Source organism: Streptomyces sp. NPDC058257, assembly GCF_042881845.1.
Lineage (GTDB): Bacteria > Actinomycetota > Actinomycetes > Streptomycetales > Streptomycetaceae > Streptomyces.
This window is the reverse complement of sequence record NZ_JBHVXJ010000003.1, coordinates 103,340-117,244: the sequence shown is the minus strand read 5'-3', so window position 1 is coordinate 117,244 and position 13,905 is coordinate 103,340. Positions and strand designations below refer to the sequence as shown.

The following is a 13,905-nucleotide window of genomic DNA, read 5'->3' as shown; positions in this document are numbered from 1 at the left end:
ACCGGTTTCAGTCTCTTGACCGGGTGGGCGCATCCTGTTGACCGGGTGGCCGTCTCCTGTTTGAGGACCTCGCCGTCGGTGCCTCACGGCCTGCGGTCCGGTGCGGGGTGTGTCACAGGCGCTCCTGGTTACGTGCGGGTAGGGCGCCCCCCTATCGTCTGCCACATGTTCGCCGCCTACGCCGCCCGCATCGACCGTGACCAGCCGCTCAGTGGCCTTGAGTTGGGGGAGCGTCCCGCCCCCGATGCCAGGCCCGGCTGGTCGACCGTGAACGTCCGGGCCGCCTCCCTCAACCATCACGACCTGTGGTCCCTGCGCGGGGTCGGTCTCCCCGAGGGGAGGCTGCCGATGATCCTCGGCTGCGATGCCGCGGGCATCGACCAGGACGGCAACGAGGTCGTCCTGCACTCCGTCATCGGCCAGACCGGGTACGGGGTCGACCCCGGTGAGGGCCGCTCGATCCTCACCGAGAAGTATCAAGGGACGTTCGCGGAGCAGGTCTCCGTGCCCACGTGGAACCTGCTGCCGAAGCCCGCGGAGCTGTCCTTCGCCGAGGCGGCCTGTCTGCCGACCGCGTGGCTCACCGCCTACCGCATGCTCTTCACCAATGCCGGTGTGCGCCCCGGGGATTCCGTCCTCGTCCAGGGCGCCGGTGGCGGTGTCGCCACGGCCGCGATCGTGCTCGGCAAGGCGGCGGGGCTCCGGGTCTTCGCCACGAGCCGTGACGAGGCCAGGCGGAAGAGGGCGCTGGAACTCGGCGCGGTGGAGGCCGTCGAGTCCGGTGCGCGTCTTTCGCAGCGGGTGGACGCCGTCATCGAGACGGTGGGGGCGGCGACGTGGTCGCACTCCATCAAGTCCCTCAAGCCGGGCGGCACGGTGGTGATCTCGGGTGCGACCAGCGGTGACCGTCCCTCGCACGCGGAGCTGACCCGGGTCTTCTTCCTGGAGCTGAAGATCGTCGGTTCGACGATGGGGTCCAAGGACGAGCTGGAGGACCTGCTGTCCTTCTGCGCCGCCACGGGCGTACGTCCCGTCATCGACGAGGTCCTCCCGCTGGACCGGGCGCGGGAGGGCTTCGAACGCATGGAGTCCGGCGTGCAGTTCGGAAAGATCGTGCTGGAGGTCTGAAGGTCTGGAGGCCTGGAGGCCTGGAGGTCTGGTGCTCTGAGGCTCTGAAGCCGCCATTCGACGTCAACTTCGGTTGACGTGCCCCCGTTGTCAACGTAAGTTGACATGCATGACCGAAGCTACGGATCTCGCCGAGCGCGCGGGTGATCGCGATCCACGGGTCGGGCTGCGTGCCGTCTCCGCGCTGCGGAGGCTGGTGGAGCAGTTGGAGGCCGTGCAGGTGCGCAGTGCGCGTCAGCAGGGCTGGTCGTGGCAGGGAATCGCCGCGGAGCTCGGTGTGAGCAGGCAGGCCGTGCACAAGAAGTACGGGAGGCAGTGATGTTCGAGCGGTTCACGAGGGACGCCCGCGCCGTGGTCAAGGGTGCGGTCGAGCATGCCGAGGGTGAAGGCGCGGGCTCCGTCGACGACGGGCACATGCTGCTGGCGCTGCTCGACCGCGAGGCGAGTCGGGCGTCCTTCGCCCTGGCCTCGCTCGGGGCCGCGCGGCGCCGGGACTCGATCGAGGAGGCGCTGGGCGAGGCGCGCCGCCGCGGGGGCCTTTCGCAGGCCGACACGGAGGCGCTGGCCGGGCTCGGCATCGACGTGTCCGAGATCGTCTCCCGGGTCGAGGAGGCCCATGGCGTGGGCGCGTTGGCGGGCGGCGGGCGCGAGGCCGGGCGGACCGGTCGCGGCTGGACCGGGCGCCGGCCTTTCAGCCGTGAAGCCAAGGACACTCTGGAGAAGTCCCTGCGCATCGCCACGGCCCGCCGGGACCGGCACATCGGCGACGAGCACATCCTGTTCGCCCTGACCGCCCGCCCCGGAGCCGTCAGCGAGGTGCTCGCGGACCACGGGGTGACCCATGAGTCGGTGGAGAGGGTGCTCTACGGCACGGGCGGCACGGACGGCTCCGGGTCGGACGGCGCGGGTGCCGCTTAGTCCGACCGGCCCGGGGTGGTCCGATGGCCGCCCGGATCAAGCCATCGGCGTGCGCAGTGTCGCCGCGATGTGGGCCGCCGCCGAAGACAAGTGGCGCCGGGTGTCGCGGAGTTGGTCCTCCGTCACACCGTGGTCCCGGGCCGCGTCGCGGATGTCGTCCCGGAAGCGGTCCAGGAGGCGGTCCAGGTCACGTGCCGGGTTGCCGGTGGTGTCCTCCTGGGCCCAGTCGGGGACGTACTCCGTGGGGACCTCGTCCTCGCGGGTGCCCGTGAACGTGGGCTCCTCGGTGGTGGATCGCGTCCCCTTGCGGCCCCGGTCCTTGCCCGCCTCCTTGCCGAACTCGCCGAATTCCTTGGCCAGTTCCGTCAGCCCCTCGCGGACCCCCGTCGGCCAGTCGCCCCGTGCGAAGTGGTCCTGCACCTGGTCCTGGACGCGCCGTGCGATGCGCTGCACTTCCTCCTGCGCCTGGGCGTGTGCGGTCTCCTGTGCGTCCTGGGCCTGGCGGCGAGCGCGCTGGGCGTCCTCGCGGGCCCTGCGGGTCTCGTCCTTCGCGCGTCGCGCCTGCTCCTTCCACTCCTGCTTGGCGCGCTTGAACTCCTCCTTGGCCTGGCGCCAGCCCTCCTTGTCGCCCCAGGAGCCGTCGAAGAAGTCGGCGGGGTCGGGGAAGGGCTTGCCGGAGCCTGCGCCGCTCCTGCCCTCGGACGTGCCGGACGCGCCGGACGCGCCGGACGCGCCGGACGCGCCGGACGTGCCGGACGCGCCGCTGGACGCACGCGCCTCCTTTGCGGCCTCCCGCATCTCGCGGCGGAGCTCACCGGCCGCGCCCCGCACGCCGTCCCGGATCTCGGCGGCGAGCTCGGCGACGGAGTCGCGGATCTCCAGCTCCAGGTCGGCCAGCTCACCGCTGCGGTCGGCCAGTTCGGCGCGGCCCGCGTCCGTGATGGAGTACACCTTGCGGCCGCCCTCCGTGGTGTGCGTGACCAGGCCCTCGGCCTCCAGCTTCGCCAGGCGCGGGTAGACCGTGCCCGCCGAGGGGGCGTAGAGCCCTTGGAAACGCTCCTCCAGGAGGCGGATCACCTCATAGCCGTGGCGCGGGGCCTCGTCGAGGAGCTTCAGCAGATACAGGCGCAGTCGGCCGTGGGCGAACACGGGGGCCATGTCAGAGCACCTTCTTGTCGGTCGGGGCGGCGTCGCCGGCCGGGGGAGTGTCCTTGGGGGGCGCGGCCGGTGGGGCCTCGTCGAATGGATCTTCCTCCGTCGGTGGCCTGCGCAGCAGCGCGATGGACCCCGAGACCGTCGTCGCCTTGAGCCTTCCGCTGCCCGTGCCGAGGCGGCCGGTGATCCTCTTCGCTCCCCACTGGCCGCTGACCCGCAGATCCTCGAAAGCGTTGGACACGTTGCCGCTCGCGGTGTTCGCCTCCACGTCCGCGTCCGTCGGATGGGGCAGCCGGATCGCGATCTCGCCCGAGACGTTCGTCAGGCCGATGTCGGTCGGGGCGCCCGCCGGGTCGAGGTCCACGATCATCGAGCCGCTCACCGATTCGGCCCGAACGGAGGAGCCCGCGCCCTCGAAGACGGTCAGGTCGCCGGAGACCGAGTGGAACCGCAGGTCGCCCGTGATGCCCTGGGCCTCCAGGCTGCCCGAGACCGTGTCGGCGCGGACCGGGCCCGCTAGGCCGACGAGGGTCGTGTCGCCGGTCACGCCCTTGACCTCCGTGCGCCCCTCGATCCCCGAGACCACGGCGTTCGCCCCGACCACGCCCACCTCGACGCGGGTGCCCGCGGGGACGGCCAGGGAGACCACCACGCTGCGGCGCCAGCCCTTGCGGTCGAGCCACTTGAGGAAGCCCCGCCAGGGCAGGTCGTCGTACGCCACCGACAAGGTGCCGTCCGCGTGCGTGACCGTCAGGGGCGGCCCTTCGATCTCGGAGACCTCGAGCCGGGCGGAAACTTCGTCCGTGCCCACGACGTTCACTGTTCCGTTGACGACGCGCACGTGGAGTGTCGTGACGGGGGCGTCGAACGTGAGCTTCCTGGGCTCGGCGACTGACCACTCTGACATCGGGCCGACCTCCTCGGGTGAGCTGATCAACGCGCCATATCGCGTCTCTGAGATACACGATATATCGCGGAAATGGAAAGTCAAGACACCGTCACCTCTCTGCGCTGAATATGGTGATTTGATCTAGCGTGGGGTCATGTCGTCCGATGCTTCCGAGCGCGCTTCCGCCTCCGAGCGTGCCGCCGCCGGTGCGCTGCTGCTCTGCCGGGCCGAACCCGACGTGGTCGAGCCCGCCGCCCGCCTGTTGCGCGAACGGATGCTGCTCGCTCCCGCGGGGCGCGGGTGGAGCGTGCTCGTGCCCGAGGGCAAGCCCTGGGTGCACGGTGACGAGCCGGTGGACCGGGTGCTGGCCGGGTGGGCCACCGCGCTCGCCGTCGGGTCGACCTGGCCGGTGCTCGCGCTGTGGTGGGACTCCGACCGCTCCGGCTGCACTCTCGCGGCGGGCTTCCGGCGCACCGTCGAATACGTATGGCTGGCGAACGGAACGCCCGTCGGTGAGGACGAGGCGCTGCGCACCTTCGCCGCGCGGCTCGGCCTGGATCCCGTCCTCGACCTGCAGTCCCTGGAGCCACTGGGACGCCCCGACACGGAGGCCGACGCCCGTGCCCGGCTCCTGGCCCTGCTCGCCGTCCTCACACGGGCGGGGGTGGCGCTGCCGACCGGCCTCGGACCCGGGGAGCCCGCGGACCGGCTGCGTGCGGTGGCGGGGACGGCGCGGGGGGTGCGGGAGATCGAGTGGTCGGGATGGCGGGACGTGGTCCGGGCGGAGCTTGACGTGGTCGAGCGGGGTCGCCTCGGGCCGTGGCTACGGGGCCCCCGGGCTCGCGCCCTCGCCGTGGCGCAGATGGCTGCCGGGCTGCCGCTGGTGGCGTGGGCCGTGCGGCGGCGCAGCGGAGGATGGGCCGTGGCGGGCGCGCTGCTGATGGTGCACGGTTCTCTGGGGTTCGCGTACGACAGAGTGCGGGCGGCTGACGCCGGGGCCGGGCGGGGCTGAAGGGCTTCCAGGCCCTCAATCGCCGGACGGGCTCCGGTGGCGCGCGTGGATCGCATCCAGTGCCAGGTCAAGCAGGCGTGCCGGCTGTTCGCGATTGGGCGGGCCGTGCGGGGTCGACAGGGCCCGGGCGGGGCTGAGGGCTCCCGGGCCCTCAATCGCCGGACGGGCTCCGGTGGCGCGCGTGGATCGCATCCAGTGCCAGGTCAAGCAGGCGTGCCGGCTGTTCGCGATCGGGCGGGCCGTGCGGGGTCGACAGGGCGATTCCCACCACTAGTTGGACCATGTCGGCGGCGTGCAGATCCTTGCGGGCCGTGCCCTCGGCCTGCGCCCGGGTCAGCAGGCTCGTAGCCGTGTCCTGGATGCGCTGGTGGCAGTCGAAGCCCAGGGCGCCGGTGTTCTCCAGCTCCTCGACCAGCAAGGCGCCGCCCAGGCCCTGGTTCACGCGCGCGTGCGCCAGGAACGCGCGGAGCCAGTCGTCCAGCGCGTCGTCGGCGCCGCCCGCGGCGAGGAGTTCCGAGGCGCGGGCGCACAGCGCGTCGATGCGGTCTTTCAGCACCGCCGCCAGGAGAGCGGCACGGTTGGGGAAGTGACGGTAGAGCGTGCCGGGGCCCACGCCCGCGCGGCGGGCGATCTCGTTGAGGGATGCCTCGGGGCCCGACTCGGCGTACGTCTCCCGCGCGACCGTCACGATCCGCTCGCGGTTGCGCAGCGCGTCCGCGCGGGGCTGCCTCGCGGACTTGGCGGAGGGCCTGGGGACCCCCGGTTCCGCCTGGGTGCCGTCGGTCATGGAGCGTCCTCTCGCCGATGAGGGTGGCTAACTGGAGAAGTTCTCCGTATCGTAGCCCGGCAGTATCCGGAGAGGTTCTCCGGTTAGGTCTGTGGGGAGTGCGGGATGACCGGTTCGCTGGGGCGCGTGGGGATCTGGACCTTCGACTTCGAAGGGGAGCCCGCCGGGCGCGTACGGGAAGCAGCAGCGGAGATCGAGGAGTTGGGGTACGGAGCCCTCTGGTACGGGGAGGCCTTCGGGCGTGACGCGGTGGGGCAGGCCTGGCTGCTCCTCGGGGCGACGCGGCGCATCGTCGTCGCGTCCGGCATCGCCAACATCGCCTTCCGGGAGCCGCTCGTCATGGCCACCGCGGAGCGCACCCTCGGCGAGGCCTTCCCGGGGCGGTATCTCCTGGGGCTCGGCGGGCACCGGATCGACGAGAGGGTCTCCGAGGTGGACGGTTTCCCCATCCCCACGCGCGGCAAGGCGCTGACGACCATGCGCCGCTACCTCGATGCCATGGACGCGGCCCCCTCGCGCGGCCCCGTCCCCGACCCCGCCCCGAAGCGTGTGCTCGCCGCGCTCGGCCCCAAGATGCTGGGGCTCGCCGCGGAGCGCACCTGGGGCGCCCACCCGTACTTCGTGACCGCCGAGCACACCGCGCTCGCACGCGAGATCATGGGGCCGGACGCGTTCCTGGGGGTCGAGCAGGCCGTCGTACTGGACACCGATATCGGGCGGGCCCGTGAAGTGGCCGCCGCGCATGTCACGAGCTACGTGTCCAACGCGCCCCACCAGGCCGCGAACGTACGGCGGATGGGGTTCGGCGACGAAGACACCGCGGGCGGGCCGAGCCGCCGACTGGTGGACGCGATCGTCGCCTACGGAGACGTCGGCGCCCTCCACGCGCGCGTGCGGGAGCACTTCGCGGCGGGCGCCGACCATGTCTGCGTACAGGTGCTCGGTACGCAACCGGGTGCGCTGCCGCTGCGGGAGTGGCGCGAGCTCGCCCCCGCGCTCACCGGGTGACGGGCCGTCCTACTCGTCCTCGTCCTCGTCGTCCAGACGGGCCAGCCAGGTCGCGAGGCGCTCGACCGGGACCTCGAAGTCGGGGTTGAGGTCCACGAAGGTGCGGAGTTGCTCGGCGAGCCACTCGAAGGTGACTTCCTCCTCGCCGCGCCGCTTCTCCAGCTCCTCGATGCCACGGTCGGTGAAGTACAAAGGGGGCTCCGCTGGACTCGAAAAGGCTCTGTCTCATTTCAGGATACGGGGCATTCCCTGTCCCTTGCCCCCTGCATGGAGTTAGCCTGCTTCTCCTTGTCATGGGGGGAACGGGGGTCTTTTGTGACGGACGGGATCGCACAAATTCGGCTCGACGACGGCACCGCCGTCTGGGCGCGCATCACCGAGGCACAGGAAATCGACAGCGGCGGCGGCTATCGGGACACCGGGGTCGGTGACCGCGTCATCGACATGGCCAGTGGACTCGGCGACATCGTGAGCGGGGTGGTGGCCTCCCTGCGTTCGGGGCTGGGACCCACCGGCTCCGTCGAGGTCGCCGTGAACTTCGGCATCGAACTGTCCGCACAGTCCGGCAAGGTCATCAGCGTCCTCGCCGACGGCAGCGGCAAGGCGTCCGTGTCCGTGTCGCTGACCTGGACGGAACCCGCGGCCACGGCGACTGGCGCGCAATGAGCGCCTTCCAGGGGATAGTGCGCCCCTCGCTCGCGCGCATCGTGGAGCCTGGCGGGGGGTATGAGCAGCACGGTGACCACTACTGGGGTTCGGGCTTCTTCATCGCCCCTGGCTGGTTGCTGACCTGCGCCCACGTCGTGGGAAAGGGGGGAGCGGCAGTGTGGCGGAACGAAGACGCCGTCGGCGTCGTCTGGCAAGGCGGTACCGCCACGGGCAGGGTCGTCCTCGCCAAGCCCCGGCCTTCGGTCCCCGAGGAGAACCGGCCGCGCTGGGAGCTCCCCGACATCGCCCTGGTTCACGTCCCGGGTGCGCGCGACGCCCCGTGCGTCTGGCTGAGCGAACGGCCCCCGTCCATCCCCGCCGAGATCAGCCTGCACGGCTGGTCGAGGGAGACCGGCGACCTCGGAGTGCGCGACGGGCTCGGCACGGCCCAGGCGCTCGACACCAGTGCGTTGCTCCTGACCGGCATCCTGCCCGTCGAGGGGGTGTCCGGCGGCCCCGTCGTCGACCGGGAGTCCGGAGCCGTCGTCGCGCTGGTCAAAGGCGTCGGCCGCAGCGAGGGCGCCGCCGTCCCGGTCACCGCCCTGCACGAGCTGTACGACCTCCCGGGCGGCGATGTACTGCACACGGTCCTGCGTGAACACGAACGCCATCACCTGCGCCGCTACCGCGCGGGCGGCCCCGACGACTGGACGCGCGCCCAGCTCCGGCTGCGCACCCGCGGCGCACCAGGACTCACCCCGGACCTGCGGGTGCACCTCTACGGCCTCCTCGCCGAACTCCCGCCGCCCAGCGGCCCCGGCGAGGTCATGGACCTCGTCCATGAGGTCAAGTGCCGTGTGCTCGCCGATGATTACCGCTCACCGATCGAGTACGACCCGCGCACCTGGCGTGAGGGCGCCGGACTCCTGCACGACCTGCCCGACATCCGGGGCACGGCGAACTCACGCGAACTCGACCTGGACGCAGTGCTGTTGTATGCCGCGAAGGTCGCCCGGCACACCACGCTCGCCCGCCGTGAAGCGGCCCCCGCGGGCGTCCTGCGCGACCTCGCCGACTGGCTGACGTACCGGTCCGGGATGGCCCGTGGTCCGATCGCCGAGGAGATCGCCCTCGCCCTCGCCCCGATCCTGAACGGCAACGGCAACGGCAACGGCAACGGCAACGGCGCCCATGCCCTGTCTGTCGCCTCCGTGCGGGAGGCCCGCCCCCAGGCCCGTGCGGACGTCCTCGTCGAGATCGGCGACCCCGGCTACGGCGACCGCTACCCGTGGAGCGTCAAGCTGCTGTTCGACGGCCGGGACGTGAGCCCGCTGGACGGCGACGACCGCGGCGTGCCGCGCTCCCGGCTGCGCGAGACCCTGCGCGAACCTCTCGCCGACGCGCTGCGCAAGGGCGACAGCGGGGAGAACCTCGCCGCCGTGGAGGCCCTGCTGCCCCGGCAGTTGTTCGACGAACCGCTCGACGCCTGGCGTCTGATACCCGACGGGGCCGACGAGGACGTGTACGACGAGTGGGACCCGCCCTACATGCCCCTCGGCCGGCGCAGGGTCGTCGTCATCCGCGACCGCAGGCGCAACGTGAGAGACGCCATTCCCGAGTGGCGGCGGATGTGGAGCGCCGCAGCCGACGGTCCGCTGGCCGCCGTGCCGTTGCGCGACGAGGCCGCGATGTCGGGCCATGCCCCGTCCGTACGCCGCGAGAGCAAGCCCGCGGCGTTCGGCAGACTCATGGGGGCCGAGCGCGGTTCCGTCCCCGTCTACTGCGGACATGTCGGCCATGGCGACGGCTTCGCCGCCATGGCCACCGCGCTCGCCGCCGGACACCCGCTGGTTCTGTGGCGTCGCAACGGCCAGAACCACAGCGACTGCCAGGAGTTCCACCGCCGGGCCGGTGGCTTTCTGGCCAAGGCCGGCAGCGCGGCCGGACTCCGCGACCGCATCCAGGAACTGCGCGTCCACGCCAGCGCGCCTGAGCTGGCCGTCGACTCCGGGTGGGCCGACGGCGTCGCCTTTCTGTTCGACCCGCCCGACCGTCCGCCCTACGGCACCGAAGCCGTCTCCCCGCCGCCCATGGAGAACTGATGAGCCGTCAAACTCCTGAAGCGGCCCGGGATCGGGGTCTGCGGTGTGGACTGAAGCGCGGTAGTCTCTTCGTCGCCTGTACCCGCTGCGCGGCCTCACCAGAGCCGGGAGGAGCCCAAGGTGAATGACTGGCGGATCTACCGAGGTGTCGGTGAGCCGCACGACGGAGTGCAGCGGTTACCCCCTCCGCCCCCCTGGCGCGACTTCGCGGCCTCGGAACGGGACGCGGCTGCGGACACCGACCCGAGCACGGCCCGCAGGCTCGGCTTCCAGCGCACCCTCGTCGAGAACTACGCGCCCCGGCCCGCCGAGACCGACGCCGTCAACGCCGCGCTGTACCTGCGCCGCCCACTCCTGGCCACCGGCAACCCCGGCACCGGAAAATCCACCCTCGCCTACGCCGTCGCCCACGAGCTGGGCCTGGGCCGGGTGCTGCGCTGGCCCATCGTGAGCCGCTCCACCCTGCGGGACGGTCTCTACCGCTACGACGCCATCGGCCGCCTCCAGGACGTCCAACTGGACCGTGCTCAAGGCGAGTCGGGAAGCCAGACGGCCACGTCCGGCATCGGCTCGTACATCCGTCTCGGGCCGCTGGGCACCGCGCTGCTCCCCTCCGACGTGCCACGCGTGCTGCTCATCGACGAGCTCGACAAGAGCGATCTCGACCTCCCCAACGACCTGCTGAACGCCCTGGAGGAGGGCGAGTTCGCCATTCCGGAGCTCGAACGCATCGCGGACCGTGAACCCTCCGTCCAGGTGCTCACCGACGACGGCCGCAAGGTGACCGTCACCGGTGGCCGGATCGCCTGCACCACGTTCCCGTTCATCGTGCTCACCTCCAACGGCGAGCGGGACTTCCCGGCTCCGCTGCTCAGGCGCTGCGTCCAGCTCGAACTCGAGCCGCCGGGCGAGGAACAGCTCAAGTCCATGGTCGAGGCCCACCTCGGTGGCGCGGGCGCCACCGAGGGCCGGGATCTGATCGACCGGTTCCTGGAGCGCGAGCCCGGCGAGGTCATCGCCGCCGACCAGCTTCTCAACGCCCTCTATCTCACCCAGCACACCCCGCACGCCGAGCGCCTCACCCGGGAGCGGATCGCCTCTTTGCTCATGCGGCCCCTCGACCGTTCGAGGTGATGGCCGGATGCCGCGGACGCATCTGGGAGAGCTCATCGGCAGGCTCAGGGACGGCGGCCTGGACCCCACCGCCGAGGAGGTGGCCGACGCCGTCTGGCTCGCCCAGTGGTTACCGCGCGCCTCCAGGCCCGGCGAGCCGGGCGCCTCGTCGGCCCCCGTCCCGCCGCGGTCCGACGACACCCGGGACCCGGTGCGGGAGGGCGCCGAAGGCACCCGCGGCGCGGATCCCGACCCCTCGCACCGGGCGGCCACGCCCGCCGACGTACCCCTGCATCTGCCCGGCGGCACGGCGGACTCCGGCGGCGCGGGCCCCGGCCTTCCCGTACGGGCCCCGGCGGCGGCCGCACTGCCCGGACTGCTCGGATTGCAGCAGGCACTGCGCCCCCTGCGGCGCTACGCCCCGTACCCCGACCACTCCATGGACGGCGGTATCGACGAGGAAGCCACCGCCGAACGCTCCGCCGTGACAGGCCTCCTCATCCCCGTCCTGCGCGCCGCACGCCACCGGAACGCCGACGTCCAGCTGCTCATGGACACCGGGCCCGCGATGGCCGTATGGGAGCAGTTGGTCGAGGAACTGCGCCAGGCCTGCGAGCAGTCGGGAGTCTTCCGCGACGTCCAGGTCCACCAGCTGTACGACAACGGCGACGGCGGCCTGCTCGTCGGCACCACCACGGGACCGCACAGCCGCACCCGCCTGCGCTCGGCCAACCAGCTGCACGACCCCGCGGGCCGCCGCCTCACCCTGATCGTCAGCGACTGCGTGGGCCCGCTGTGGCAGCGCGGCGCGGCCCAGCGGCTGCTGCACTCCTGGCCGGTCGGCTCGCCGATCGCCGTGGTCCAGCCGCTGCCGTCCCGGCTGTGGACGCGTACGGCGCTGCCCGCCGAGCCGGGGCTTCTCATGCGCAGGCCGGAACCGGGCGGACGCACCGTCTTCGATCCCGACGACGAGCCGTGGGAGCCGCGGCCTCCGGGCGTCAAGGCGGTCCCCGTACTGCAGCCGATCCCCGAGGCGTTCGCGGCCTGGGCGCGGCTGCTGTCCGGTCAAGGGGGCCCGGTGCGCGGCTGGGCGGCCTGGGTGGGACCGGCGTCCGACGGCTCCGGCAGCCCGCTCGCCCCCGCGCCACCCGCGGGGCGCAGCGACGACGAACTCCTTCGGGCCTTCAGGGCCACCGTGTCGCCCGGCGCTCTGCGGCTCGCCGTCTGCCTCGCGGCGGCCCCGCTCTCGCTGCCCGTCATGCAGCTCGTCCAGCGCACCATGCTGCCCGACACCGGGCCCATGGAGCTGGCCGAGGTCCTGCTCGGCGGGCTGCTCAGGCAGCTCCCCGGGACCGAGGCCCGGCCCTGTTTCGTCTACCCCGCACGCGTCCAGGAACTGCTCCTCAGCTCCCTCGGCCGGGCCGCCGCCGGACTTGTCCTCAAGCACTGCTCCGCCTATGTGGAACGCCACTTCGACCGGGGCACTCGCAACTTCGCCGCCCTCGCCGCGGCCCGGCTCGACGGGCAGGGCGAGCAGGACGGGCAGGAACCGGGCCCCGCACCCGGCGCCGACGAGGGCGGCACGGCCACGACGCCCACCGGGGTCGAGTCCGAGCTGTTCGCCACGGTCCCCGCGCGCGTGCTGCGCTTCTACCAACCGGATCTGGTGGCCGCCGAGCCCCTCCTGGAGGCCGAGCGCCTCCTCGCCAGGTGGCACGACCAGGCGGATCCCTCCGTGCTGCTCCGGGCGCGGACGCAGGCCGAGGTGGCGCTGCACGGCGGCGCCGCCGGGGATGCCGACAGGGGCGTACGGGCCCGGCTGGTCCTGGGCCGGGTGCTGCGTGCCGAGTCCACCACGTCCCGCGCCCGGGGGGCCGGGCGCCGCCTCACCCTGCTGCACGAGGCCGCCGCCGTACTGGCCGAGGCCCTGGGCGCGGCTGCCGACGGCAGCGTGGCCCACGCCGATGCCGCGCTCGAACTCGCCGCGGTGCAACATGAGTTGTGGCACGCCACCCAGGACACGCACTTTCTGCGGCAGGCACTCGCCGCGCTGCCCGGTAATGCCGCACAGTGGCCCGCGGACCGCCGCCGTGCCCTGCTGCTCCGCCGCGGGCGGCTCCTGCTCGCCGACGGGAATCCGGCCGCCGCCGCCCGTGACCTCCGGGTCGCCTGCGACCTGTTGGACGCCGAGGGCGCTCCTGACGGCGTCCGCTGCCCCGCCCTGCTCGACCTGGCCGAGGCCCTGCGCGGCATCGACACTCCCGAAGCGACCGCCGCCGTGTTCGCCAGGGCGGAGCAGGCCGCGGGCGGGGACCCGGGCCTGCGTCTGCGCTGCCTCTCCGCCCAGGCGGCCTTCCACGAAGCGACCGGCGCCCACCAGGACGCCGACCGTGCCTACGAAGCCGCCGTCGGTCTCGCGCCGCCCGACAGCGCCCGCCGCGGGCGGCTGCTCACCCTCTGGGGCGAATCGCTCCTGCGCCGCGCCGCCGCGGACACCGGTGCGGTGATCGTCGACCGCGCCGAGAACGTGCTGCGCGAGGCGCTCACGGCGCTGCCCGCGCGCGCCCCCGACCGCGGCAGGCTGCTCGGCCTGGTGGGCGGCGCGCTCGCCCAGCGCTTCCGTCATCTCGGCTTCCTGCCCGACCTGTTCGAGAGCCGCCATCTGCTCGGGCAGGCGATCCGGGGCACGCACGACGCGGGGGTACGTGCTGAGGGGCGGCTCCAACTGGGCCGTGTCATAGTCGAGTTGAGGCGCCGTACGGGCACTCCGGTACTCGCCGAGGCCTTGCAGTCCTATGAGTACGCCGAACAGGAAGCCCGCATCGCGTACGGTCGCGCACCGGGGTCGGTGACGGCCGCGCGTGCGCTGCACGGGCAGGGCGGCGTGCTGGAACTGATGGGCCGCTCGGCCGCCGCGCGTACCGCTTACCGGTCTGCTGCCGACGAGTGGCGGCAGCTGACCGGAGTGCTGCGTGAAGTGGACTGGCAGGAGGTCGAGTTGACCCGCGCGCGAGTGGCGGCCGTCGACGCGGACGAGCCCGCCTTCCCCGGTGTCGACCGGTCGTCCGACGAGGACTGGGACCGGGCGTCCCCACCGTGGTGCGCCTGGGGAGGGGTGCGGGCAGTGATCACCGCGTAATAGGGA

Annotated in this window: 13 protein-coding genes; 9 read left to right on the top strand and 4 right to left on the bottom strand. The window is 72.7% G+C overall.

Going from position 1 to position 13,905, the window contains the following annotated elements:
* Nucleotides 1-165 precede the first annotated feature (165 nt).
* The 3 genes from ACFVXC_RS09455 to ACFVXC_RS09445 all read left to right on the top strand — a co-directional run bounded on the left by ACFVXC_RS09455 (nucleotide 166) and on the right by ACFVXC_RS09445 (nucleotide 2,046).
* Nucleotides 166-1,128 carry a zinc-binding dehydrogenase gene (locus ACFVXC_RS09455; RefSeq protein WP_389903291.1) on the top strand — a complete coding sequence of 321 codons (963 nt, stop codon included), beginning with the start codon at nucleotides 166-168 and terminating at the stop codon, nucleotides 1,126-1,128.
* A 109-nt stretch (nucleotides 1,129-1,237) separates the two neighbouring features.
* Nucleotides 1,238-1,447 carry a helix-turn-helix domain-containing protein gene (locus ACFVXC_RS09450; RefSeq protein ID WP_160507185.1) on the top strand — a complete coding sequence of 70 codons (210 nt, stop codon included), beginning with the start codon at nucleotides 1,238-1,240 and terminating at the stop codon, nucleotides 1,445-1,447.
* Nucleotides 1,447-2,046 carry a Clp protease N-terminal domain-containing protein gene (locus tag ACFVXC_RS09445; protein ID WP_389903289.1) on the top strand — a complete coding sequence of 200 codons (600 nt, stop codon included), beginning with the start codon at nucleotides 1,447-1,449 and terminating at the stop codon, nucleotides 2,044-2,046. Before ACFVXC_RS09450 ends, ACFVXC_RS09445 begins: the two co-directional genes overlap by 1 nt.
* A gap of 36 nt (nucleotides 2,047-2,082) precedes the next feature.
* On the opposite strand, the gene ACFVXC_RS09440 is transcribed toward ACFVXC_RS09445, so the two are convergent.
* Nucleotides 2,083-3,204: a helix-turn-helix transcriptional regulator gene (locus ACFVXC_RS09440; RefSeq protein ID WP_389903288.1), complete on the bottom strand. Its 1,122-nt coding sequence runs from the start codon at nucleotides 3,202-3,204 to the stop codon at nucleotides 2,083-2,085.
* Nucleotide 3,205: 1 nt separating this feature from the next.
* Entirely contained in the window at nucleotides 3,206-4,108 is a 903-nt protein-coding gene (locus ACFVXC_RS09435; protein ID WP_389903286.1) for a DUF4097 domain-containing protein, read from the bottom strand.
* Nucleotides 4,109-4,244: 136 nt separating this feature from the next.
* Between ACFVXC_RS09435 and ACFVXC_RS09430 the strand changes: the two genes are divergently transcribed.
* Nucleotides 4,245-5,102, top strand: a complete 858-nt coding sequence (locus ACFVXC_RS09430) for a hypothetical protein (RefSeq protein ID WP_389903284.1) — start codon at nucleotides 4,245-4,247, stop codon at nucleotides 5,100-5,102.
* Between the two features lie 151 nt (nucleotides 5,103-5,253).
* Here the strand turns inward: ACFVXC_RS09430 and ACFVXC_RS09425 are convergent, their stop codons facing one another.
* Nucleotides 5,254-5,889, bottom strand: a complete 636-nt coding sequence (locus ACFVXC_RS09425; protein WP_389903281.1) for a TetR/AcrR family transcriptional regulator — start codon at nucleotides 5,887-5,889, stop codon at nucleotides 5,254-5,256.
* Between the two features lie 105 nt (nucleotides 5,890-5,994).
* Between ACFVXC_RS09425 and ACFVXC_RS09420 the strand changes: the two genes are divergently transcribed.
* Nucleotides 5,995-6,897, top strand: a complete 903-nt coding sequence (locus ACFVXC_RS09420) for a TIGR03620 family F420-dependent LLM class oxidoreductase (RefSeq protein WP_389903278.1) — start codon at nucleotides 5,995-5,997, stop codon at nucleotides 6,895-6,897.
* 9 nt (nucleotides 6,898-6,906) lie between these two features.
* Here ACFVXC_RS09420 and ACFVXC_RS09415 read toward each other — a convergent pair whose 3' ends face one another.
* Nucleotides 6,907-7,089, bottom strand: coding sequence for a DUF6104 family protein (locus ACFVXC_RS09415; RefSeq protein ID WP_003961784.1), 183 nt, complete (start codon nucleotides 7,087-7,089; stop codon nucleotides 6,907-6,909).
* Nucleotides 7,090-7,212: 123 nt separating this feature from the next.
* Between ACFVXC_RS09415 and ACFVXC_RS09410 the strand changes: the two genes are divergently transcribed.
* The 4 genes from ACFVXC_RS09410 to ACFVXC_RS09395 all read left to right on the top strand — a co-directional run bounded on the left by ACFVXC_RS09410 (nucleotide 7,213) and on the right by ACFVXC_RS09395 (nucleotide 13,899).
* Nucleotides 7,213-7,563, top strand: a complete 351-nt coding sequence (locus ACFVXC_RS09410) for a CU044_2847 family protein (protein ID WP_389903276.1) — start codon at nucleotides 7,213-7,215, stop codon at nucleotides 7,561-7,563.
* On the top strand, nucleotides 7,560-9,647 hold the full coding sequence (locus ACFVXC_RS09405) for a trypsin-like peptidase domain-containing protein (RefSeq protein WP_389903274.1): 2,088 nt from the start codon (nucleotides 7,560-7,562) through the stop codon (nucleotides 9,645-9,647). Before ACFVXC_RS09410 ends, ACFVXC_RS09405 begins: the two co-directional genes overlap by 4 nt.
* Before the next feature lie 120 nt (nucleotides 9,648-9,767).
* On the top strand, nucleotides 9,768-10,781 hold the full coding sequence (locus tag ACFVXC_RS09400; protein WP_389903273.1) for an AAA family ATPase: 1,014 nt from the start codon (nucleotides 9,768-9,770) through the stop codon (nucleotides 10,779-10,781).
* A gap of 7 nt (nucleotides 10,782-10,788) precedes the next feature.
* A complete protein-coding gene (locus ACFVXC_RS09395; RefSeq protein WP_389903271.1) occupies nucleotides 10,789-13,899 on the top strand; it encodes an SAV_2336 N-terminal domain-related protein in 3,111 nt (1,036 codons plus the stop codon).
* Nucleotides 13,900-13,905: the final 6 nt, after the last annotated feature.